The following is a 22,040-nucleotide window of genomic DNA, read 5'->3' as shown; positions in this document are numbered from 1 at the left end:
CAGGCAGATGTCGTTCAAAGGCGTTATTCCGCCCGTCACAACGCCCTTTCATGCGGACGGATCGATCGACCGTGACGGCTTCTGCGTCATGGTCGAGCACTTGGTCTCAACTGGGGTCCACGGTATCATTGTTGGTGGCACGACAGGAGAGTACTACGCCCAGTCACGCGACGAGCGTGTCAGCCTGCTGAAGCTAGCGAGGAGCGTGGTGAAGGGGAAGATGCCCTTGATCGCCGGCGTCGGCTCCATTCGCACCGACGACTGCATTGAATACGCGCTAATTGCAAAGGACCTCAAGTACGACGGCATTCTAATCGGCTCGCCGTATTACGCTGTTCCCACGCAGCTCGAACTTGCCAATCATGCGCTTGCGATCGACAAAGCCGCCAATCTACCGGTGATGCTCTACAACTATCCCGGTCGCACTGGAACGATGATGGATCTAGAGTTCCTGGACCGCGTCGGTCGCAGCTCCAATTTCTGTGCCATCAAGGAATCTAGCGGCAGCATGAACCAGCTGCATGCCTTGGCTCGCGACTATCCTCATATCGACCTGTTCTGCGGCATGGATGATCAGGCGCTCGAATTCTTCGCCTGGGGCGCAAAAGGGTGGGTCTGCGGCGCCGGCAACTGCCTACCGGCAGAGCACCTCGCGCTGTACGAAGCCTGCGTGATTGAGAAGGACTTCACCAAGGGCAGGCAGATCATGTCGGCGCTTCTGCCTCTGATGAGGCTTCTCGAACAGGGCGGCAAATTCGTCCAGAGCATAAAGTTTGGGTGCGAATTGGCTGGATTGCCAGCTGGGCCCGTGCGCCTGCCGATGCGGGCACTCGGCGACGAACAGAAGCGGGAACTCGAGTCGACGATCCGCACCCTTAAGGCAGTCATCGCGTCAATCACTGCAAAATCCCAGAAGAGGGCTTCCGAGAATGTCATCGCTATTAACGCGTGATGAGTACCAGAACTTAGCGGACAGCCTGCCACTGCCGACCAGCGCAGTAATTGACGGCAAGGCGCGGGCTGCACAATCTGGGGATACTTTCGAGACCATCAATCCCTCGACAGGGCAGGTCATCGCCAAGATCGCTTCCTGCGGCCAGGCCGATGTCGATCTCGCTGTCGAGAAGGCGCGACTGGCGTTTGAATCGGGCGCCTGGTCGCGTGCGCATCCGAGCGAGCGTAAGCGGGTTCTGCGACGGCTCGTGAAGCTGATGAAGCAAAACACCCATGAGCTTGCAGTGCTTGAGACGCTCGAAAGCGGCAAGCCGATCTACGACGTCGAAACCATAGACATCCCCGAGGCCCTGCATTGCCTGCAATGGCATGCGGAAGCCACCGATAAGCTCTACGGCCAGACGTCACCCTCGGGGGATGATGTCGTGTCGATGATCGTGCGCCAGCCGCTGGGCGTGGTCGCCTGCGTTCTGCCCTGGAATTTCCCGATCCTCATGCTGGCCTGGAAGATCGGTCCGGCGCTTGCGACGGGCAACTCCGTCATCGTCAAGCCGGCCGAGCAGACCAACATGTCGACGTTGCGGATCGCCGAACTGGCGCATGAGGCCGGGCTGCCGTCGGGCGTCCTGCAAATCGTCACTGGTCCGGGCGAAGTGACTGGCAAGGCACTCGGCGTGCATCCCGATGTCGACATGGTTGCCTTCACCGGGTCAACTGACGTCGGCCGGAAATTCCTGGAATATTCCGCCAAGTCCAATCTCAAGCGTATCGTGCTCGAATGCGGGGGAAAGAACCCATGCATCGTGCTGGAAGACGCGGAGAATCTCGATGTTGTGGCGCAGCATGTCACCCAGGCCGTCTTCTGGAACATGGGCGAGAACTGCTCGTCCAATTCCCGCGTGATCGTGCACGAGAAGATCAAGGACCGCTTGGTGGAAACGGTCCTCCACAAGCTCAAGGAATGGCCTATGGGCGAGCCGTTGGATCCGGGCAATCGGCTGGGCGCCATTGTGTCGAAGGAGCAGTTCGACCGCATCATGGGCTACATCAAGAAGGGGCGGGCGGAAGGCGCCAGGATCGTCACGGGCGGCAACGCCCACAAGCATGGCAAAGGCTATTTCATCGAGCCGACCGTATTCGACGATGTCACGCCCGAAATGACGATTGCGCGAGAGGAGATTTTCGGTCCAGTGCTGTCGGTAATCAAAGTGGCCAACGCTGACGAGGCGCTCCGGGTCGCTAACGATACGCAATACGGGCTTGCAGCTTCAATCTTTACCGCCAATCTCGGCAAGGCACATCGCATCGCAAGGGACATTCGCGCCGGGACGGTGACCATCAACTGCTACGGGGAAGGGGATGTCTCGACTCCGTTCGGCGGCTTCAAGCTTTCGGGCTTCGGGGGACGAGACAAGTCATTGCATGCCCATGACCAATATACTGAACTCAAGACCATCTGGGCGGACATCTCCGATCCTAAAGTCTCGCGTTCGGTAGACTAGCCTGGTCGCACCGATGAGCGATCATGAGGCTGTCCGCACGCCTGCGGACACATCCATGCCCGGTTGGTACGGTATTCTGCCGCCTCCCAAGGCACCTGAGGTGCTGCGCGGCCGTCATAAGGCGGACTGGCTCATTGTAGGAGCTGGGTTTGCTGGCTTGGCGGCCGCGCGGCGCCTCGCACAACTGGTGCCGAACGAGCGCATAGTGGTGGTCGACGCTCAGCGCGTCGGCTGGGGTGCTGCCGGGCGCAACTCCGGCTTCATGATCGACCTTCCGCACGAGCTTGGTGGGGAGCATTACGGCGGAAGCCAGGATCACGATCACAAACGCATCCGCATGAACCGGACCGCGATTGAATTCTCTGCTTCGGCGGCGGACGAATACGGATTGCAGAAGTTCTTCGTTCGGGCCGGCAAGTACCATGGAGCTGCAACCGATCACGGTGTTGCGGTTCTGCGCGAATTTGAAAAGCATCTGACGGGGCTAGGCGAGCCATTCGAGCGGCTCGACGCGCTGCAGTTGAAGGAAATCACTGGAACCAATTTTTTCGTCGGCGGTACCTTCACGCCAGGAACGGTAATGGCCCAGCCCGCCGGCTTCATCCGTGGGCTTGCCGAAGGCTTGTCGAGGCGTGTGCAGCTATTCGAGAATTCCCCGGTCACATCTTTACAGACCGGCAAACTGCATACTGCCAAGACGGCTGAGGGCGAGATCACCGCGCCGCGGTTGATACTGACAGTCAACGGTCATCTCGAAAGTTTTGGTTACTTCAAGAATCGCCTGCTGCACGTGTTCACCTACGCCAGCATGACGAGGCCGCTCTCCAAGAGCGAACAGACAGCGGTGGGAGGTGAGCCGCATTGGGGCTTGATCCCGGCCGATCCGATGGGATCAACCATCCGGAGGATTGGCGATCGGATCGTCGTCCGCAACACCTTCACCTATAATCCGGACATGTCCACCAGCGAGAAGCAGATCCGTCGGATCGGCGCCGTGCACGATCGATCATTCCAGGCGCGCTTCCCGATGCTGGGTCAAGCACCGATGGAATTTCGCTGGGGAGGCCACTTGTGTCTCTCCCTCAATTCCGCGCCTGCATTCGGCGAAATTGAAGACAGAGTCTTCGTTGCCGGATGCTGCAATGGCCTGGGAACGGTGCAGGGCACCCTCTACGGGATGCTGGCTGCCGATCTTGGCGTTGGCAGCAACGAGCCAATGGTTGCAGACGCACTGAAAGGGCCAACCCCGACTCAGCTTTATCCAGAACCGCTGATGGCGATCGGAGCGCCGATGAAGTTGTGGGCGATGCAGAAGCGCGCCGGCAGAGAGCTCTAGCTCTCTCGTTCTTGCGCCGCCACTTCCCGGATCCAGCTACGCAGGCTCTGGGCGGCAGGGGAAAGCGAACGATTTTGATACCATGTGAGATAATAGCTGCCAGGGGCTGGGAGCTCGAGATCCGTCAGTCTGACGAGTTTCCCCTCGTCAATCTGCGCCTTGACAAGGCGATGCCACCCAACAGCCACCCCTTGATCGGCCTGAGCTGCCTGAAGCGCCACGAAGAACTTGCCGAAGCGCCGACCGCGGGTCGGACCATGCGAGACCCCCGCGCGCCGAAGGACCTCGTCCCAGCCAGCCCAATCGGGGTCCACCCAATCGACATGCAGCAGGGGGAGGTCGGCCAACGATTCCGCCGTTGCATCGCGGTGCCTGCTCGCAAACCCAGGCCCGCATACCGGGTAGATTGTTTCATTGAAAAGGAGCTCAGCATCTTCATTCGACCACGATCCGAACCCGTAGCGGATGCGCAATTCGACCTCGGCGCGGCGGTAATCGCGGGGATTGTCCGAGATAAGGTGGTCAACCGCGATATCCGGGTACCTCGTCCAAAAATCCGGCATCCGCGGGATCAGCCACGTCGACGCGAAGGCGTCCGTGCACGCCAGCGTGACGTTCTTGGAACGGTCACCGTGTTTCACATTTCGGACGATATCTGCGGCCCGCGAAAAACCGGTAGCCAACACGCCGTAAAGGTCTTCGCCGGCGCCTGTCAGCGCCACACCGGTTCCTAATCGGGTAAACAGCGGAACCCCGAGTTCGTCCTCGATCGCCTTGATCTGCCGGCTCACGGCGCCGGGAGTGACGTTCAGTTCCGCAGCAGCCAATTTGAATGACAAGTGCCGGGCAGACGCCTCGAAAACAGCCAAAGCAGTCAGGGACGGAAGGTCGTAGTAGCGGCGAACCATCTCAAGCTCCAAACACTTCGATATTCGCCCGGCGCGACAGATTGGGCAAGCGAACCCCAAGTTATCGGCAAATCATTTATAAGACGACGCGATGGCCCGCGTTGCGACGGACTATGGCCGCGATCCCGAGCCACCTCCACAACATAGGGAAACTGTACGCACCATGCTGCGCGATCTGCGACGCTGCCCAATCCCATGTCCGACGCAGCTACACCCTAGCATGTCCCTGGCGATATCTGGGCTCAACTACTCAACAAGGGGGTGAGACTTTTGCAGGGCCGCCCCACTGGTCTTCGCCAGCCGTTGAGAGATTATGAGCCGAACTTTCCCTCTCAGAGATGGCTTGAGCTATGACTGGCATTGAAAAGAAAACGGTGGTGATAACAGGCGCGGCGGGAGGTATCGGGCAAGCGATCTCCACGCAGTTCGTCGCCAACGGCTTTCATGTGATTGCCAGCGACGCCGACCAGGCTGGCCTGGACCAGCTCGAGGCCGAACTCAATCGAATCGGACAGAATGTCTGGAGCACGGCCGGCGACCTCAGGAACAAGGCTTATTGCGAAGATTTGATCGACTATTCCATCCAGATCACAGGCAGGCTGGACGTGCTCGTCAACAATGCGGGGATCATCACGAGGGGCAATATCCTCGAGACGACCGATGAGGATTGATATTGTTGAAAAAGTCCGGCGCACCGCAAATCGCCACCGATATTAGAATCCAGTTCCACCCCGGCGCATTGCATGGAATCAGGATTCAATTTTGGGGTCTCTGCGGAACGCCATCCTACGAAAGTGCCACGGGCGACCGCGACGCGGACTTTTTCAACAATATCGATTGGGAGCGGACGTTCGAAATCAACCTGACATCGATATTCTATACGTGCCGGAGGGCGATCGGCCATATGAAGGGCCACGGCGGCGGCGCGATCGTAAACATCGCATCGTGCTGGGGACTTTATCCCGGACCCGGGCATGCCGCCTATTGCACCAGCAAGGCGGCTGTGGCGGCGTTATCGAAGTGCCTTGGCCGCGACCATGCCGGTGACGGGATACGAGTCAACGCGGTGTGTCCGAATGAGGTCAACACGCCGATGCTGCGTACCGGCTTCGCCAAGCGCGGCTTCAATCCCGACACTGCCATAGCGGAGCTCAACAAGACGGTTCCGCTCGGGCGCATTGCCGAGCCGGAAGACATCGCCGGTGCGGTGTATTTCTTGAGTTCCGATGCCGCCCGCTACATCGCCGGCACGACGGTTGAAGTGAACGGCGCCAAGCCGGTCTATTGAGGACACCCTATGGCTGACAGACTTGCAGGAAGAATCGCTATCATCACTGGCGGCGGCCGTGGCATCGGCGCCGGCATCACGCGACGTTTCGTGGAGGAGGGAGCCAAGGTTGCCATTGTGCAGAGGAACCCGCCACCCGACGAGATCCTCAACGATCGCACCATTTATGTGAAGGCGGACCTTGCGAACTCCGAGCACATCGTTTCGGCCGTCGAGGCCGTCGTCGAGCGATTTGGCGGCCTTGACATCCTCGTCAACAACGCCGGGATCATGTTCGAGAAGACCGTCGAGGAAATGGCCGAGACGGACTGGGACCAGATGATGAACATCAACCTCAAGGCTCCATTTTTGTTAACGAAGGCGGCAATGCCGCATCTTCGCAAGCGAGGCATTGCAAGCATCGTCAACATCGGCTCGATTGAAGGCTTGGCGTCTAATCCGGGTCACCCAGGATATTCCGCTTCGAAAGCTGGCATTCATGGCTTTACAGCAGCCGTCGCCGTGGACCATGGGCACGAGGGTATCCGGTGCAATGCCATTGCGCCGGGCTGGATCAATTCTGACCTCAGTGAGATCTACATCGACAGCATGGCTGACAGCTCGCGTGTCCGCAGGGAACTGCTCGCCATGCATCCGGTTGGACGTCTTGGTGAGCCGACTGATGTCGGAAACCTTGCCGTTTGGCTTGCCTCGGAAGAAAGCTCCTTCGTGACCGGGCAGGTCTACGTCATCGACGGCGGACGCACCAAAAAACTGCCGCTGCCGATTGCGTGAGAGGAGAGCCCGGTCACCGGCCGGGCTTCGTGTTGTCAGGCAGTCGGATCAACTTTCTCGCTTATCCGCCTGGTGATGCGATCGATCAGGATCGCCAGAACAACGACCGCAAGGCCAGCTTCGACGCCTCGCCCAACCTGAAGGCGAGAGATCGATCGGATGATCTCATCGCCCAGGCCGCCAGCGCCTATCATGGATGCGATGATGACCATCGACAACGACATCATCACGCACTGATTGACACCGGCCATAATCGAGGAGAACGCCAGCGGCAGTTTGATCAGGAACAGCACGGCTAGGCGACTTGCGCCAAAGGCCTCGCCCGCCTCGACCATTTCCGGCTCGACCATCTTGAGACCATGGGCAGTGAGCCTGATAGGCAGCGGCATGGCGAAGAAGATCGTCGCAACGATGCCCGGAACCGTTCCAACGCCGAAGAAGAACACGGCTGGAACGAGCAGCACGAACGGAGGCATCGTCTGCATGAAGTCGAGGATTGGCTCAGCCATTGCGTTCAGGCGTTTGGATTCGGCGATCAGGGTTCCGATGGGTATGCCGATGGCCAGGGCGACAGTTGCCGCTGTAAGGACTAGCGAAAGTGTCACCATCGCCGGCGCCCAGAGATTCATGACGAAGATGAAGGCCAGCCCACACCCGCTGAGGATAGCCAGCGAGAGCCGCCCAAGCAGGACACCGCCGATCATAACGATTGCGATGATCAGCCAGGCCTGGGCGCTCGTCAGGACCATGGCCAAGGGCTGTTGGATGCCCAGGATCACCGTCGAGATGAAATCGAAGACAAATCCGAAATGCGTTGAGAGGTAGGTCGTGAACTCGTCGATTGACGCAGCAACCGTCCCTGCAAACTCCGAAAAATCCATCGTCATGAATCCGCAGCTAGAGTCGTTTGAGGTTGACGTTCGTTATTGTGTCGCCCGTTCTGCCGCGGCGTTTTGCCCTCGTCGTGTCGGCAGGTTTCAGTTTTTCGATGTTCGGCGTCGAGCCCGCTAATGAGGAATGGGCCGCGAGGGCTCTGAGAACGGACCTGGGTGTGACTATCCCGACGGGCGTTCCGTCGTTCTGAACCACGATTAAAGCGCGCTGCTCTTTCGCCAGCTCATCGACATAGGGGGCGATCAGATCGTCGGGCGCGATCTTTACGAAGGCTTTCGACAGGTGTTTCGTCCATTCTGAGATCGGCTTGTTCGCCAGTTCCACCGGCGGACAGACGGCATCCATAACTTGGCCAGCCGACAGCACCTTGAAGACATCGATGCCCCGCACGAAGTCCCTGACGTAGTCGCTGGCAGGGGAGAGCACGATATCGATCGGCTGGCCTTCCTGGACGACCTCTCCCTTGAGGAGAATAGCGATGCGGTTACCGATTGTTGCCGCTTCGTTTGGGTCGTGTGTCACAAAGACAATCGTCTTGTTCAGAGTGCTCTGAAGCCGAAGCAACTCCTGTTGCATCTCCTCGCGAATGAGCGGGTCGAGCGCACTGAACGGCTCATCCATCAGCAGCACCGGCGTGTCCATCACCAAGGCACGCGCCAGGCCGACGCGCTGGCGCATGCCGCCGCTAAGGTTGGACGGCTTGCGGTCGCCCCATCCGCTGAGCCCTACGAGCTCGAGTGCCTTGCCTGCGCGCTCGCGTCGCTCCTTGCGTCCGACCCCGGCGACACGGAGCCCAAACGCAACATTGTCGATGACCGACATGTGCGGCAGGAGCGCAAAATGTTGAAACACCATTCCGATCGTGCTGGAGCGGATCTGGCGGAGTTCCTTTTTGCCGGCTTTCGTGACGTCCTTCCCATTGACCACGACCTGGCCGGCAGTGGGGTCGATAAGTCGATTGATGCAGCGAAGAAGGGTCGATTTCCCGCTGCCTGAGAGACCCATTACGACGAAGATTTTTCCGGTCTCGATCGTCATATTGATGTTGTTGAGCGCGACGAAACCGCTGCCCTCGTCGGGGCCGCAGGCGCCCGAACGCAGTCTGTCCAGTTTCACTTCGGGGTTGCGCCCATAAATCTTGTAGAGGTCCTTAATCTCGATGGCCTGCTTTCGCGTGCTCATGCAAGGCTCCCGCGCATAAACAGTGACGCAGGGGTCGGCGCGGACCCCCGCACTCCTTGGGAGGATGCGTGCTGCGGGATCAGGCGAGCCACGGCTCGATGATGCCCTTGCCTTTCACTTCGCCGATCCACTTTGCGGCGGCGTCTTCAGGCTTCATCCCGCCGTCGATCCAGCCCATGATCTTGGCTTCTTCGTCATTCGGGATGTGGAACCTTGTCAAAAATGCCTGGGCCTTCGGGAAGTTGGATTCAAAGTCCTTCGACGTGACGTGGAAACAGTAGTAGGGCTCCGACATCATCGTGTTCTTGGGGTCTTCGAGATACCTCATCTTGAATTTGCTCCACATCGGGAGCGGCTCCCAAGTGGTGACCACGATCGGTTCGTTCTTCGAGTAAGCGCGCTGGAAGGCCGCTTCCATGGCAGCTTCGCTGCCCGGGACCAGGTTGAGCTTGAGACCGTAAGCCTTCACCGTTGCATCCGCGGCCTGCATGAGGCCGGAGCCGGCGTCGATGCCGATGATGCCGCTTGGGAATTTGTCGGCGTGGTCGTTGAGCTCGGCGATGCTCTTGATGTCAACGTAGTCCGGAACGGCAAGGCCCTGCGTCATCGGGCCTTCCGAAACGCCGACGACTTTGATGGAACCGGCGACTTTCTTTACATAGTCCGCCTGGCCGCCGTGATAGTCGCCTTTCAGCGGGCCCATCCCCTGCATATACGAGTTCGAATAGAGGTCGGCCTTCCCGGTTTTAAGCGAGGCATAGATCACGCCCGGCTCCGCCTGCAGCGGCTGGACCTTGTAGTCGAAATTGTCCTCGATGAGCTTCGCCCCGACATAGGTGATTGCCAGCGCGTCGGACCATGCCGCGAAGGCATAGACCAGCGGCCGGGACGCGTCGGCCCTGGCGCCCGTCGTCAGGCCGCTCATGACCAGCGCGGCGGCGCCGCCGGCCTTCAGCAAGGTTCTGCGCGACGTGCTCGCGCTGAGTACATTATTGACGAGATTTGGCCTTGGCATTCAAATCCTCCTGTCGCTACCGCATCTGATGCCTAGATGAGTCCGAGGTTGTCGTTTCTGTTCACCTCGCCTGATCCGGGAACGGGCTGTCCTGTTCTTGCCCCGCACCAAGCAAGAAACGTGCTACCACGGAGCCGCGGAAGCCAGTCGACGCAAAAAAGTCGTCTCCCGATTGACTTTATTTCGCTCGCTTGCCGCAATGCATCATCGGCTCTGCCTGTCGGGGTGCCTACGGTCTGGGGCGATTCCGTCCAAGTCTGCGCGATATCCGTGAGGCTGAGCTGCGACGTCGAACGCTCCGCCGCTGCTCGACCCGAACCATCTCTCTGAGTCCGGGTGAGCGAGCCGGCGGTGCAGCTCGTTAGTCAACACGCGCGTGAGACTTTTGCAGTAGGTCAAAGCTCAAAGCTCCGGCAATAGTTGAGCGCGGTCCGGTTTCGGTGTCGCGACTTATTTGTCTGGAGGCCGGCATGACTGCTCAACTACAGCTCTCTCGTAGAGGCGGGCGGGAAGCGAGGCGGACGATCCGCACCGCGCCGAAGGTCGACATGCTGCCGACGCTGAAGCGCGGCCTGCCGGTGGTAGAGCCGATGGATGCCGAGCAGGTCGAACGCATTCACGAGGCTTCTCTCTCTATCCTGGAAGAAGTAGGCGTGGTGTTTCGCGATCCGATCGCGATTGAGGACTGGAAGAGAGCCGGAGCGGACGTGCGCGCCGATGACCGCGTTCATCTCGAGCGCGGCCTGGTCATGCAGCTCATCAAGACCATTCCCCCCAACGTCGAATATTTCGCGCGCGACCCAGCGAAGAATGTCGAGCTCGGAGGCGACAAATCCATCTTCGTGCCGATGACAGGCGCACCATACATGCGCGATCTCGATGATGTGAGGCGTGGGCCGACGATCGCGGACCTTGGGACCTTCCACAAGCTTGCCCACATGATGCCGGCACTACATTCGTCGGCTCACCACATCGTCGAGCCGATGGACATTGTTGTCGCGCATCGGCACCTGCACATCACCTATTCGTCAATAAAGCATTCCGACAAAATTTTCATGGGCATGACCACCTCGCCTAAGAATGCCGAGGACGTGCTCGACATGTGCGAGATCCTTTTCGGTGAAGGCTTCCTCGAGAAGCATGCAGTCACCACCGGAAACTGCAATGGCAATTCGCCGCTAGTGTGGGACCAGGTCATGCTGGGGGGCATGCGAGCTTTCTGCCGGCGCAATCAGCCCGTCTTGTGCTCGCCCTTCGTTCTCGGCGGCGCGAACACGCCAGCCTCCACCGCGGCGGCAGTGGCGCAGCTCAATGCGGAAGCGCTTTCGGCACTTGCCTACACGCAGGTGGTGCGCAAGGGCTGCCCTGCGATTTATGGGCATTACCTGTCGACCGTGTCGATGCAATCGGGAGCGCCGATGGCGGGAACGCCAGAGATATCGCTCATGAATTTCATGATCGGCCAAATGGCCCGTCGCTATAACGTGCCATGGCGCACTTCGAACTTGCTTGGCGGCGCCAAGATCTTCGATGCGCAAGCTGGCTATGAAAGTGCGATGACGATGATGGCCGTGCTACTGTCAGGCGCAAACTACATTTGGCATTCGGCTGGCTGGAATGAAGCCGGTATGCACTGCTCGATCGCAAAGTTCGTCGTCGACGCCGAAGTCTGCGCCATGGGCTATCGCATGACGCAAGGCATCCAGTGGGACGATTACGATGAAGCCCTGGCTGCGATCCGCGATGTCGGGCCGGGCGGCCATTACTTTGGCCATCCGCATACACAGGCGAACTTCGAGAAGGCCTTCTTTATTCCGAAACTCTTCGACAATAACTCGGTTGAGCAGTGGTACGCTGATGGCTCCAAGGACATCAAGCAGCGTGCCCTGGAGCATGCGCGCCGCCTTCTGGCCGAATATGAAGAACCAAAGCTCGACATCGCGAAGGACGAGGAATTGCGCGCGTATATCGATAGGCGCTCGCGGGAAATCCCCGCTGTCGACGCGCTCAACGAGGAATACTGAGCATCCTCATGCGCATCGACCAGATCAATGTCTATAAGGTCCAGCTGCCTGTTAAAGGTGGCACCTATCGAATGGCCAGCGACGACGTAGACGCGCTTGACAGCACTATTGTCGAGATTGTGACCGATGACGGACTGACTGGCTGGGGCGAAACCTGCCCGGTCGGGCCGGTTTATCAGCCGCATCACGCACTCGGCGCACGCGCGGCGATTGCCGAAATCGCCCCAGGCCTTATGGGCGCCGAGATTGCCTCGATCAGGCTTCTCGCCAAACGCATGGACGAACGCTTGAACGGGCATGGCTATGCCAAGGCAGCGTTCGACATAGCCTTCCTTGACCTTCTCGGCCAACGGCTTGGAGTGCCGGTCTCAACACTGCTGGGAGGTGCGCTGGTCGACCGTGTTCCGGCCTACTATTCGCTGATTGTTGGCCCGCCTGACGAAACGGCCAGGATAGCCGCCGACAAGGTGAAGTCAGGTTATCCACGCCTGCAGGTCAAAATCTCGGGGCGAAATCTCGAACAGGATGTGGCCTCGATTCACAAGGTTTGGGAGGCGGTCGGCTACAAAGCTCGTATCGCAGTGGATGGCAACAGGGGCCTCACTGTCGCAGCCGCCATTCATCTTGACCGGCTTTGCCAGGCGATCCCATTCGTTTTCGAGCAACCCTGCAACACTATGGATGAGATCGTCACACTGAAGGGCAGGGTGACGCATCCGGTATATTTGGACGAGAACACCGAAGATCAGAACGCAGTACTCAGGGCGATCTCCCTCTGCATCGCGGATGGCTTCGGCTTCAAGGTCACGCGTCTCGGCGGCCTCACCAAAATGGCGACAATCCGCGACGTTTGCGCCATCCGCTCGCTACCGCACAGCTGTGATGACGCATGGGGTGGCGACATAATCGCGGCGGCTTGCGTGCACTTAGCTTCCACTGTGGAGCCGCGCCGTTTTGAGGGCGCCTGGATCGCGCAGGAATATATCGAAGGACATTTCGACGCGAAGAATCCGATTGTCATCGAAAATGGTCACATCGCCGTACCGCAACTGCCTGGCCTCGGCATCAAACCGGAACCCGGCATGTTCGGTATGCCAGTAGCCACGCACGGATCCTAGTGAACGCACCCGCCAACATTAGCGCAATTACGTCGTTGGCCACGCCGAAAAATTCGGCGGCGGCCGATCCACCGTTTGACCTGTTGGTTTTGGTGTTACCCGGGTTCTCGCACCTGGCGCTTCACGCCTATCTCGAACCGTTTCGGATCGCAAACACGGTGTCGAGCCTGCCGCTGTTCCGGTGGCGAATCGCGGGGCTTGACGGTCGGGCAATCGAGGGCGCCAACGGCCTTTCGGTTGCTGTTGATGTCGCCATAGACGAACTGGTTCTCGGCTCGGACGCTCGAAGACCGGACCAGCTCGCTATCGTGACGGGCGAGCCGGTAGAACAGCAACTGACGCCTGAGCTCAACGGATTTCTGCGAACGATGGCGCGTCGCGCGGTGCCGATATCTGCGGTTGGGACAGCGACATGGCTGCTCGCTCGGACGGGGCTTCTGGCAGGTACACGCTGCACGATACACTGGTCGCGGCTCGCTGCTTTCGCCGAAGTGTTCAACCAACCCCGCATAAGCGATTCCTTGTTTGTCAAGGACGGCCAGTATTCAACCTGCGCAGGAGAACTGGCAGCTTTTGACCTGGCGGTCGATCTGATCGGCAGCCATGCCGGCGGGTATATTGCACAGGAGGTCTGCCGCCACGCGACTGTCCAAGGTCAGCGCCCAGGATCAAACCGCCAGACCGGGCCGTCGGGTCTAGCCTTTGCGGGTGTCAGCGACAAGCTCCTGATGGCAATGCGGATCATGGAGGAAAATGTGGAGTTCCCGCTGACAATGGAGGAGGTCGCGCAACGGGCCGGAGTATCGCGGCGCCAGCTGGAACGCTTGTTTGCTTCCCATATCGGACTTCCGCCAGTGCGTCACTATCTCCGGATTCGCACGGACCATGCGAAGCGCCTGATCGAAGGCACACGAATGCCCATCATTGACGTTGCCATGGCCTGCGGGTTTACGTCTGCTTCGCACTTCGCAAAGTGCTTCAGAGCCTTCAATCGAATGTCTCCGCAGCAGTGTCGAGCGATAGTGCCGGCTTGGGTTGGGCCCGGCTTAAGATGATAGATTGGTATTTGAATTTAGCCGAGAACAGCGGCCCCTCTATCCATGGCAAATGTTTGGAGTCGATCTGCCCACCAACAATCAGAAAGCGTCGCAACAATACGTCCGGATCTTAGCGCTCAAAGCGGCGAGATGCGCCTATCCGTTGTCCTCTTCCCTGTCGACCAACGTTCACGCGGCAGCCATTGGTTGATAACGGCTTTGATACGGCCCCGATCATGATGGCGCAGGATGACTTCTCGCGATTGCATGATGCGGGGGCGGCGAGGATTTCATTTCGCAAGAAGATCTCTCTGATTGCGCTATTGCGTTGGGAAGATGCTGTCGCTCCTCGGTGATGGCGGTTCGAACAGTCCAGCGCAGCTGCGGTTGGCGACGACCGGTGCGAAGATCCCGCAGCGCCGTGTGGCATCTGTAAAGACGGTCAGCCCGGTCACTGCCTGCCAAAACCGGCCGCCGTTATGCGGCCCCGGCTTATGGCGGAGTCTCCAGGTCAAAATGGCGCGCAGCAGACAGATAAAGCGATTGAGTCAGGAGAATGACGAAGAACATGCCGCTTCTCTTCGAGACATTTCTGGAGAAGCTGTCGGAGAGTGTCGATGAAACAGATTTCCGGGATGCCATGGCCGGGGCGGCCGCGGCACTTGATCTACTCACCTTTGCCTATCTGTCGTTGCCACTGCAATCTTGTGGCGAGCCCAAGCTGATCTCGAATTATCCACCTCCCTGGACCGCGCATTATCTGCAAAACCAGTATCAGAAAGTCGATCCCGTTATCATGCGTGCGCGGTGTGGCGGCTGTCCGTTTCCATGGGGGTCGGATTTGTGTGGCGTTGAAATGTCGCCGGCTCAACAGAAGCTATTTGATGAGGCGGCCCAGTTCAGCATCCGCTGCGGTTTGACGATCCCGATTATCGATCGTAGAGGCTGTGTTGCAGCGATGACCTTTGCCGCTGATAAGCCCAATTCCGCGTTCCTGCGCGTTGCTGAGCGATACGAACAGGCGCTCCAACTCATGGCGACATGTTTTCACATTTATGCTCGTCGAAAGCTGTCCGGCAATCGAACAGTGGACGGCGTTTCGTTGACACCTCGTGAATATGAGTGCCTGCAATGGTCGGCGCGCGGCAAGTCCGCTTGGGCGATCGGCTGCATCTTGGGAATCAAAGCGCGCACTGTCGATTTCCACCTCGACAATGCGAAGAAGAAGCTCGGCGTGCACACCAAGGATCAGGCCGTAGCCCTGCTGGCCTCCTCACGATCTTCAATTCTCTGAGAAACTGAATTCGTCTTTGGTCGTCCTGACCATGAGGCACAGGCTGTTTCGGCTGGCCATTCGCCTCCAATGCGGGGCCTTCCTTCCCGACCATGGTGCAAATTATTGCACCGATTGATACCGTGATGTTGCCAACGAACTACATGCAATGAAACCTTCTGCGATACCGCCTTTTTCAAGCAGCGGCTCCACGGATGTACGGACAAATGGCTGGAGATCGGTTCGTACGACGCGTTGAAGCCGCACTATACGATTTTGATTCCGACGGTCGTGTCGATGGTTGCGTCGCTTCCGTCGAGCGGGCCGACTATGCTTCCCGATACCGTTCCTGTGCTGTTGGAAGGATAGACGGCGCCCAAAAAACGAGCGCGTCTGGGGCGTGGCCGGATATCTGAACGGCTCCAACGAGACGGTGGATGCCGTTCGGCTAAACGACGGTTTTCACGAGCCGGTGCTGTGAGCGCCGGTGGCCTGCAGGGCCGTGTGATGTCGGGTCGTTGCGTGATCCTGGCGGGCCTGGGTCATGAGCTGGGCAGAAGGCAGCGCCGGCGACCAGCCGGATTGGTGGGATAAGATGACCGCACCATCATTCGCGTCGCGCCGAAACGAGCGCGCAGCGCGATTGTTCAGCCGGCGAACAATTTCTTGTAGCCATTTGTCATCATCCAGTTCGCACGGTCGAGGTGACTACGAAGAGCCTTCCTGGCGCGCTCCGGCTCGCGTGCTGGATCGATGCCGAGGATCAGGTTTGCCATCTCCTCTTCGCTTGCACCATCGGCGGAGGCGTCCAGGAGCCGCATATAAGTCGTGAAATGCGCTTTGTCGTAAGCCGTAAGGCTATCCGACCAGTCCACTTCGTCGGCAATTGGCGTGTTCGATTCAGGCTCTAACATCGCTGGTTATATCTCCGCAAAGTGGCCACCGCGAAGCCCCTCCGCCAGCGGATTTAGATGCTCGATGTGGATTACATAAAGGGGCAGGTCGGGCGGGCGGACCTCTCGGCCAATCCCGTTGTCGAGCTCGCCGGTCTGGATTGCGCCGCTCATCTGCCTCGTTTGCACGGTAGTTGGCAATAGCTGCTGGATCGCCGAAAGCCTTCATCGTCGCCATCCAGAACGCTGCGGCGGCCGGGGCGGAGCTGGACGGTGCCGGCGGTGCGCCGATGCGGAACCGAGTGGAAGGCCCTGTCGACTTCGACGTGGTGATCGGGATTCGCTGGCCGCCGTCGATCGCTATTCGAGCGGAACTGCCGGCAACTGCCTCAAGGCTCGCTCGATCTCCTCGAACAGTCCTCGGCGGAGTTTGCCGAGGTGCATTGGGTGGCTTTAGCGAGCGGAACAAACCACGTTGATGGCCCACCGTTCTCGATGGCGGCGAGCGGGTAAGATTTGTTTCCCCTCGCAATGACCATTTTACAGCCCGCGTCCATGGCAATCCTTGCTGCCAGCAACTTTGTCACCATGCCACCCGAACTGTGGCGAGCGAAGGAATGACCCGCCATGGCCTCTATCTCGGGAGTGATGCATCGAACCTCCGTCACCAGACGGGCTGCGGGGTTGTCGTGTGGGTCTTCCGAGAAGAGGCCATCTACGTTGGAAAGCAGAATGACAACGTCGGCGTTCACCATCTGCGCGACCCGAGCTGCTAGCCGATCATTGTCGCCAAAACAGACCTCCGCGGTTGCGGTGGTGTCGTTCTCGTTAATAATGGGTACGGCGCGAAGTTTGAGAAGCTGTTGAAGGGTTGAAGCCGCATTGAGGCGGCGATGCTGGTTGTCTATATCTTCGCGGGTCAATAGTATTTGCCCAACGCCAAACCCATGGCGTCTTAAAGCCCGTTCATAGGCACGCATGAGTCGAACCTGACCGATAGCAGCGGCCGTTTGTTTATCCTCGACTGGCAGAGCTCGTCCCAGGCGATTGAAGTAACTTGAGCCGACCGCGACAGCGCCAGAGGTGACGATGATCACCTGCTGCCCGCGTGCGAAAATTCGGGCGACATCCTCTATTAGCGTCTCAAGCCAAGGACCGCGAATCTCTCCGGTTTCTAAATTGGCGATCAGTGCCGAGCCAATCTTCACTACCAGCCGGCGAGCCGAAAGCAATCGGACCGGGCCTATTGATGCTGCCGTTGAGCATTGCTGCACTGGAAATGAAGACACGTCTGTCCAATCTCGCCTTTCTTGGCGGCGGGGGCTTGGAGGGTAGAAGGGTGCACGAGGCGCCCTTCATTTCAGATCGGCTGTCAGCAGGCCGCCCTCGCCTTCATGATCAGAAGCGGTAGGTGACACCTGCGCCTATCAACCAGGGATCGAGGTCCGCCTTCCCCGTCAGTTTCGCGCCGTCCACCGTGACGTCGAAGTCTGGCTTGAGGAAAACCTTCTTCACGTCGAAGTTGACGCCCCAGTGCTGATCCACCATGTAGTCGAACCCGACCTGCAGCGCGGTGCCGAACGTGTTCTTAACATGGAGAGCATCTGCACTGCCGGCATCCTGGTTGTAGAAGATCGTGTAGTTCACGCCGGCACCGACATAGGGCTTGAACGCGCCGAAATCGGTAAAATGATACTGTAATGTGAGCGTGGGCGGCAGCAGCCAAACCTTGCCGATATTGCCTAGGCCGCCGATCGCTCCTTGGCCCTCGATGTTGGCATAGGTGGTGCCGAGTATGAGTTCGGCGGCGATGTTGTCCGTGAAGAAATAGGAGATATCGAGTTCCGGCGTCACCGTGTTTGAATACGAAAGACCGGAGCCGGGCACTGCATTGACGTAGCCCGAATCCTCAGTGACGACCCCCAACGCACGCAGGCGGATCTGCCAAGGGCTTGGCGCTTCCGTGACCGAGGCTCCTGCCAGCGGGACGCTCGCCGGTTGCGCCAGGTCCGCCGCGACGGCCTGATGTTCCATCACCATGAGGATGACGGCCGCTGTTACTCCCCGCGCCACGCCCATTCGCATTCTCGCCATGATATTCTCTCCTTGCTCTTCAGAAATGATGGATTGCACTATGAAAAATCCTGCTGGACGACGGAGCGCTGCATGCGCAGTTTGCGTTGGACAGCGCACACATTCTTTGCGCCGTGCTCGCAATCATCGACCTGTACTCACTTGTTGAGACGTTGCCCTTTGTCTCCGTCCACCTATCGAACGCCATCGGCTTGCCAGCCGATCGCACTGCGAAGGAAATTGGTACCCAGGGCAATGAATGCGGCCCGCTCCCGATTGTTCTTTCCGTAACCGTGCCCGCCCGCGCCGGGCTCGTAGAAGTAAGCGGGATAGCCAAGAGCCTGCAGCTTTGCGGCCATCTTACGCGCGTGGCCCGGGTGGACGCGGTCGTCCCGCTTCGTGGTGGCAAGCAGGATCGGCGGATAGGGCTGTCCTGGTGTCGCGGCGTGATAGGCCGAGATTTCCTTTAGGAAAATCCATTCCTCCGGCTCGTCGGGATCGCCATATTCGTCAATCCAGCTCGCGCCCGCCAAAAGCTTGGTGTAGCGGCGCATATCGATTAGCGGGACTGTGCAGAAGAGCGCGCCGAAACGCTCAGGATAGCGGGTAAGCATATTGGCGATCAGAAGGCCGCCATTCGAGCCGCCCTGGGCGGCAATCCGCCTCGGCAGCGTAATGCCTCTTCGCACGAGGTCGGCGGCAACGGCGGCGAAATCGTCATGGGTGAGACGCTTGCCCTGTCTGCGCCCGGCCTCGTGCCAACGGGTGCCGAACTCGCCGCCGCCCCGGATGTTCGCCACCACGCACGTGCCGCCGCGTTCGAGCCACAGCTTGCCGAGCGAGGAATTGTAGGAGGGCAGGAGCGACATGCCGAACCCGCCATAGGCGGTGAGGTGAACCGGGGCATCCCCGTTCCCGTCAGCCGGACCGACCTGCGTATAGGGAATCATCTCACCATCGATCGAGACCGCCTCGTGGCGCGTGACCACCAGTCCGGATGCGTCAAAATTCTCCGGGTTGCGCTTCAGGATTAGTGAAGCGCTGAGAGGCGGCGCGGCATTGAGATCGAATAGTGAAAGCTGCGGCGGCGTGATCGGATCCTGAGCCCAGACCAGGACCTCTCCATTGGTTTCGCGACCTTCTGCGTCGAGTGACCAGAGTTGAACATTGTTCGCGCCGGGCACAGTGTCCAGGGTTCGGCGCGTCCATTCCTGGGGACCGGGGGTGAACATCTCGAATCGCGGAACGAGGTTGCTGAAGTAGCAACTGACGAGCTTCCCCTCATTCCAGAAGAATGACTGCAGGGAACGCCTTTCGGCTGGTTCAAACAGGGTACTAAATCCGCGCTCGCCAGCCAGAAAGGAGGAAAGCGAAATGCCGATCAGCGCGTCGGCGTCATAGGTCGTCCCGGCAACCGTCCGTGCTCTGCGCGGCTTTACCGCCAGCCAGTCGCTGAAGACACTCCACCAAGCGTCCCGAGGAAGGTCGATCTCAACCGTCGGCCCGCCTCTATCGCCCATGCGGACTTGCTTCTCAAAGCAGGCCAACTGCTCGACAAACCATATGCGCTCGCTCTCGGTGGTGCGGTCCAGATGGCCAGACACACTGAGGGTTTCGGAACCGGTCGCGAAGATTACCGGGGCCGTCAGGGGATCCGCGCCACGCTCCCACAGCCGCACGGTGCGCGTGAAGCCGGAGCGGGTGGCCATGCCATCACCAAGCGCACTGGAAAGCAGAAGCGTGTTGGAGTCGAGCCAGTCAATGTTGCCCTTGGCCTCCGGGAGATTGAAACCGTCGGCGACAAAGCTCTGAGAGCTCAAGTCGAATTCGCGATGCACGACCGCGTCGCTGCCGCCGCGCGACAGGCGCAGAACGGCTCTTTCCCGTCTCTCCGGCTCAAGGGACGCGCCGCCCCAGATCCAGTCCTCTCCGTCACTAGCGGCGAGGGCGTCCAGATCGAGCAGTAGCTCCCACTGGGGATCAACTTTCATGTAGGCGGCAAGGGTGGTCCGGCGCCACAGTCCGCGCGGATTTCGGGCATCCTGCCAGAAATTGTAGAGGTACTGGCCGCGGCGGCTGATCAAGGGGATCCGGTCAGGGCGATCGAAAATCGCTGTCAGGGCGTCATGGTCCCGCTCGAATTGCGGTCCACCGAACTGCTCCAGGGTCCTGGCAGACTGGCTGGCGGCCCAGTCAAGTGCCCGCTCTCCTTCTACATCTTCAAGCCAAAGATAAGGATCATCGTCGGGAGCATTCAGCGTTGGGCGGCAATCGAATGCGGTCATGTCCGGTTAACCCGAAGAGTGAAGTCGCCTGGAAAACAGGCGCAAAGTTTTCCGTCGGCCCGAGAAAGCTCCGCTTTAGCGGCTGCGACCGCATGTTCGGCGGGCATGATCATGCGATGATTTCTCCTCTGTCCGTGCCGCAGCGCGTTTTGCGGACAGCCTCGCAGGAGTCGTGCCAAATAAGAAAAATCGTTTCAAAGCAATGCGATCATCCTGATGACGCTGTGTCTCATGTCCGACATCGTCGAACATCCGACAACGAGTGCAGCCGTGACCGCCTGATAGAACCTTCCCGTGCCAGATCGGTGGGCACTGCGGATGCAGTGAAGCTCACCGCGAAACTGGCCGAACTTCGGGTCGACATCGGCGACGCGGCGATCGACGACCACTTCGTCGCCGGGGTCGGGCGCGGCACAGCCTGAGGACACCGCGGCGCGATCATCGAATAACTGCGTTTACGTTGCCTCTATCCTGGCCCACCCGTGGCGCGCAAAAGACTGCTTTACGGCCTCAGCCCTTTGCCTGGATCAAGTCGCAGGGACCCTGGCGCACGGCAGAGTGGCCATAACGCAATTGTCTTCCGGCTATCTTTCCAGAGATTCGACAATCCAGTTGGTGAAGGTCCCATATCGCCCAATCATTGATGTGCTTAGGTATGGGCATGCGCCCATCCATCTCATCAAGAGCATCGATCCGCCCCAACGTAGAGAATTGCTTCCTCTTGAGAGAGGCGTCGCGGCGGACATGAGATTGCGTCACTCTTCATGATCGCGGCCTCCGAGGATGTCGGGATCGAGCCAGTGCAACGGCACGATAGGGCGAGGATCTGGCAGCTCTTTCAACTGCCGACCTCGATGGGAGAAGGCAAATCGCGATCTGTCCGGCAGAGACACCAGATTATGTACTGTCCGTTCATGAAGGCTTCGTGCTGGTCTCCATAAGAGAATATTCTGGTGCAGAAGGTGCCCGATTAGCTATTCGGAAAGGCGACATCGACGTGCAAATCGGGCGCCGCCGGTACGCGTCCCCCTCAATGTCGGATTTCCGACAAGATCGCAAATCCGCCAACCCATTGTTTAATCAGGACTTCCTTCTCTGGCACGGCCCATGCACGGCATTCTGCGAATGCATCAGAGAGAGGTCGTCCATGATCATGCGCACCGAAAATGCCGTCGCCGCAGTGAAAACCGCGCTCTCGCCTGCCATCAAGCCGCCGAAAGGCCGGCGCGTCATGGTCGAGGCGGGCGATTGCGCCGGCTTCAAACACCTTAATGGGCCTGGAAAGCTCCTCGCGTGACGGCGACGCGGCATCCAGACGGGCGGAAAGGACATACGTCGTTGCCCCACGTCGCCGGCATGACACGTCGATGGTCACCGCGCTGGAATGCTCGGGTCTACATTCGACAACCCGAACGCGCTGGACAAATTCTCGCAAACCCGGTCGGCACCGGGGCTCGAAACGTCCGCGAGGGGGCCCAGTGGCT

The 22,040-nt window shown here is 59.3% G+C and carries 19 protein-coding genes and 1 pseudogene; 12 read left to right on the top strand and 8 right to left on the bottom strand.

The features are described 5' to 3' along the window. The first annotated feature begins 7 nt into the window (after nucleotides 1-7). Genes NKH91_RS28005 through NKH91_RS27995 form a run of 3 tightly spaced genes read left to right on the top strand, consistent with a single transcriptional unit; the run spans nucleotide 8 to nucleotide 3,792 of the window. On the top strand, nucleotides 8-952 hold the full coding sequence (locus NKH91_RS28005) for a dihydrodipicolinate synthase family protein (RefSeq protein ID WP_352570151.1): 945 nt from the start codon (nucleotides 8-10) through the stop codon (nucleotides 950-952). Further along, nucleotides 930-2,456 (top strand): aldehyde dehydrogenase, encoded by a 1,527-nt coding sequence (locus NKH91_RS28000; RefSeq protein WP_352885371.1) that lies wholly within the window; start codon nucleotides 930-932, stop codon nucleotides 2,454-2,456. The genes NKH91_RS28005 and NKH91_RS28000 overlap by 23 nt, the downstream gene beginning before the upstream one ends. A 13-nt stretch (nucleotides 2,457-2,469) precedes the next feature. After that, the gene (locus NKH91_RS27995; protein WP_352885370.1) at nucleotides 2,470-3,792 is read left to right on the top strand and encodes an NAD(P)/FAD-dependent oxidoreductase; all 1,323 of its coding nucleotides are present in this window, start codon (nucleotides 2,470-2,472) and stop codon (nucleotides 3,790-3,792) included. Here the strand turns inward: NKH91_RS27995 and NKH91_RS27990 are convergent. Continuing rightward, entirely contained in the window at nucleotides 3,789-4,700 is a 912-nt protein-coding gene (locus tag NKH91_RS27990) for a LysR substrate-binding domain-containing protein (RefSeq protein WP_352885369.1), read from the bottom strand. The two genes, NKH91_RS27995 and NKH91_RS27990, sit on opposite strands and share 4 nt — an antisense overlap. A gap of 350 nt (nucleotides 4,701-5,050) precedes the next feature. Here NKH91_RS27990 and NKH91_RS27985 point away from each other — a divergent pair, with 350 nt between their 5' ends. The 3 genes from NKH91_RS27985 to NKH91_RS27975 are packed head-to-tail and all read left to right on the top strand — an operon-like array spanning nucleotide 5,051 to nucleotide 6,762. Beyond that, nucleotides 5,051-5,371: an SDR family NAD(P)-dependent oxidoreductase gene (locus tag NKH91_RS27985; protein WP_352885368.1), complete on the top strand. Its 321-nt coding sequence runs from the start codon at nucleotides 5,051-5,053 to the stop codon at nucleotides 5,369-5,371. Between the two features lie 5 nt (nucleotides 5,372-5,376). Then, a complete protein-coding gene (locus NKH91_RS27980; protein ID WP_352885367.1) occupies nucleotides 5,377-5,988 on the top strand; it encodes an SDR family NAD(P)-dependent oxidoreductase in 612 nt (203 codons plus the stop codon). Between the two features lie 9 nt (nucleotides 5,989-5,997). Beyond that, entirely contained in the window at nucleotides 5,998-6,762 is a 765-nt protein-coding gene (locus NKH91_RS27975) for an SDR family NAD(P)-dependent oxidoreductase (protein ID WP_352885366.1), read from the top strand. Between the two features lie 62 nt (nucleotides 6,763-6,824). Here the strand turns inward: NKH91_RS27975 and NKH91_RS27970 are convergent. The 3 genes and pseudogenes from NKH91_RS27970 to NKH91_RS27960 form a co-directional block, all read right to left on the bottom strand. Next, nucleotides 6,825-7,643: pseudogene (locus NKH91_RS27970) on the bottom strand (ABC transporter permease); the annotation flags it as partial. A 16-nt stretch (nucleotides 7,644-7,659) separates the two neighbouring features. Continuing rightward, on the bottom strand, nucleotides 7,660-8,838 hold the full coding sequence (locus NKH91_RS27965) for a quaternary amine ABC transporter ATP-binding protein (RefSeq protein ID WP_352885364.1): 1,179 nt from the start codon (nucleotides 8,836-8,838) through the stop codon (nucleotides 7,660-7,662). 79 nt (nucleotides 8,839-8,917) lie between these two features. Beyond that, entirely contained in the window at nucleotides 8,918-9,853 is a 936-nt protein-coding gene (locus NKH91_RS27960) for a glycine betaine ABC transporter substrate-binding protein (protein WP_352885363.1), read from the bottom strand. Between the two features lie 470 nt (nucleotides 9,854-10,323). Here NKH91_RS27960 and NKH91_RS27955 point away from each other — a divergent pair, with 470 nt between their 5' ends. The 4 genes from NKH91_RS27955 to NKH91_RS27940 all read left to right on the top strand — a co-directional run bounded on the left by NKH91_RS27955 (nucleotide 10,324) and on the right by NKH91_RS27940 (nucleotide 15,326). Continuing rightward, nucleotides 10,324-11,877 (top strand): trimethylamine methyltransferase family protein, encoded by a 1,554-nt coding sequence (locus tag NKH91_RS27955; protein ID WP_352885362.1) that lies wholly within the window; start codon nucleotides 10,324-10,326, stop codon nucleotides 11,875-11,877. An 8-nt stretch (nucleotides 11,878-11,885) separates the two neighbouring features. After that, nucleotides 11,886-12,995, top strand: coding sequence for a mandelate racemase/muconate lactonizing enzyme family protein (locus tag NKH91_RS27950; protein WP_352885361.1), 1,110 nt, complete (start codon nucleotides 11,886-11,888; stop codon nucleotides 12,993-12,995). After that, on the top strand, nucleotides 12,995-14,050 hold the full coding sequence (locus tag NKH91_RS27945; protein WP_352885360.1) for a GlxA family transcriptional regulator: 1,056 nt from the start codon (nucleotides 12,995-12,997) through the stop codon (nucleotides 14,048-14,050). The genes NKH91_RS27950 and NKH91_RS27945 overlap by 1 nt, the downstream gene beginning before the upstream one ends. A 550-nt stretch (nucleotides 14,051-14,600) precedes the next feature. Further along, nucleotides 14,601-15,326, top strand: a complete 726-nt coding sequence (locus NKH91_RS27940) for an autoinducer binding domain-containing protein (protein ID WP_502899039.1) — start codon at nucleotides 14,601-14,603, stop codon at nucleotides 15,324-15,326. Nucleotides 15,327-15,952: 626 nt separating this feature from the next. On the opposite strand, the gene NKH91_RS27935 is transcribed toward NKH91_RS27940, so the two are convergent. The 4 genes from NKH91_RS27935 to NKH91_RS27920 form a co-directional block, all read right to left on the bottom strand. Continuing rightward, nucleotides 15,953-16,219 carry a DNA -binding domain-containing protein gene (locus NKH91_RS27935; protein ID WP_352818123.1) on the bottom strand — a complete coding sequence of 89 codons (267 nt, stop codon included), beginning with the start codon at nucleotides 16,217-16,219 and terminating at the stop codon, nucleotides 15,953-15,955. A gap of 368 nt (nucleotides 16,220-16,587) precedes the next feature. Beyond that, entirely contained in the window at nucleotides 16,588-17,430 is an 843-nt protein-coding gene (gene proB / locus NKH91_RS27930) for a glutamate 5-kinase (RefSeq protein ID WP_352885358.1), read from the bottom strand. Nucleotides 17,431-17,596: 166 nt separating this feature from the next. Continuing rightward, a complete protein-coding gene (locus tag NKH91_RS27925) occupies nucleotides 17,597-18,292 on the bottom strand; it encodes an OmpW/AlkL family protein (RefSeq protein WP_502899037.1) in 696 nt (231 codons plus the stop codon). Between the two features lie 173 nt (nucleotides 18,293-18,465). Then, nucleotides 18,466-20,556, bottom strand: a complete 2,091-nt coding sequence (locus NKH91_RS27920; RefSeq protein ID WP_352885357.1) for a prolyl oligopeptidase family serine peptidase — start codon at nucleotides 20,554-20,556, stop codon at nucleotides 18,466-18,468. On the opposite strand from NKH91_RS27920, the gene NKH91_RS27915 reads away from it, so the two are divergent. Continuing rightward, nucleotides 20,532-20,978 (top strand): hypothetical protein, encoded by a 447-nt coding sequence (locus NKH91_RS27915; protein WP_352885356.1) that lies wholly within the window; start codon nucleotides 20,532-20,534, stop codon nucleotides 20,976-20,978. The two genes, NKH91_RS27920 and NKH91_RS27915, sit on opposite strands and share 25 nt — an antisense overlap. A 503-nt stretch (nucleotides 20,979-21,481) precedes the next feature. Then, the gene (locus NKH91_RS27910) at nucleotides 21,482-21,853 is read left to right on the top strand and encodes an iron-sulfur cluster assembly accessory protein (protein WP_352885355.1); all 372 of its coding nucleotides are present in this window, start codon (nucleotides 21,482-21,484) and stop codon (nucleotides 21,851-21,853) included. Nucleotides 21,854-22,040 lie beyond the last annotated feature (187 nt).

The sequence above is a fragment of the Mesorhizobium sp. M0894 genome (assembly GCF_040319725.1).
Classification (GTDB): Bacteria; Pseudomonadota; Alphaproteobacteria; order Rhizobiales; family Rhizobiaceae; genus Mesorhizobium.
The sequence above is the reverse complement of the archived record's forward strand: the minus strand, read 5'-3'. Positions and strand labels throughout refer to the sequence as shown.

Excerpts from the sequence above, each read along its gene's own strand:
- NKH91_RS28005 (WP_352570151.1), top strand. The coding sequence starts at position 8 with ATGTCGTTCAAAGGCGTTATTCCGCCCGTCACAACGCCCTTTCATGCG.
- NKH91_RS28000 (WP_352885371.1), top strand. The coding sequence starts at position 930 with ATGTCATCGCTATTAACGCGTGATGAGTACCAGAACTTAGCGGACAGC.
- NKH91_RS27995 (WP_352885370.1), top strand. The coding sequence starts at position 2,470 with ATGAGCGATCATGAGGCTGTCCGCACGCCTGCGGACACATCCATGCCC.
- NKH91_RS27990 (WP_352885369.1), bottom strand. The coding sequence starts at position 4,700 with ATGGTTCGCCGCTACTACGACCTTCCGTCCCTGACTGCTTTGGCTGTT.
- NKH91_RS27985 (WP_352885368.1), top strand. The coding sequence starts at position 5,051 with ATGACTGGCATTGAAAAGAAAACGGTGGTGATAACAGGCGCGGCGGGA.
- NKH91_RS27975 (WP_352885366.1), top strand. The coding sequence starts at position 5,998 with ATGGCTGACAGACTTGCAGGAAGAATCGCTATCATCACTGGCGGCGGC.
- NKH91_RS27965 (WP_352885364.1), bottom strand. The coding sequence starts at position 8,838 with ATGAGCACGCGAAAGCAGGCCATCGAGATTAAGGACCTCTACAAGATT.
- NKH91_RS27960 (WP_352885363.1), bottom strand. The coding sequence starts at position 9,853 with ATGCCAAGGCCAAATCTCGTCAATAATGTACTCAGCGCGAGCACGTCG.
- NKH91_RS27955 (WP_352885362.1), top strand. The coding sequence starts at position 10,324 with ATGACTGCTCAACTACAGCTCTCTCGTAGAGGCGGGCGGGAAGCGAGG.
- NKH91_RS27950 (WP_352885361.1), top strand. The coding sequence starts at position 11,886 with ATGCGCATCGACCAGATCAATGTCTATAAGGTCCAGCTGCCTGTTAAA.
- NKH91_RS27940 (WP_502899039.1), top strand. The coding sequence starts at position 14,601 with ATGCCGCTTCTCTTCGAGACATTTCTGGAGAAGCTGTCGGAGAGTGTC.
- NKH91_RS27935 (WP_352818123.1), bottom strand. The coding sequence starts at position 16,219 with ATGTTAGAGCCTGAATCGAACACGCCAATTGCCGACGAAGTGGACTGG.
- NKH91_RS27925 (WP_502899037.1), bottom strand. The coding sequence starts at position 18,292 with ATGGCGAGAATGCGAATGGGCGTGGCGCGGGGAGTAACAGCGGCCGTC.
- NKH91_RS27920 (WP_352885357.1), bottom strand. The coding sequence starts at position 20,556 with ATGACCGCATTCGATTGCCGCCCAACGCTGAATGCTCCCGACGATGAT.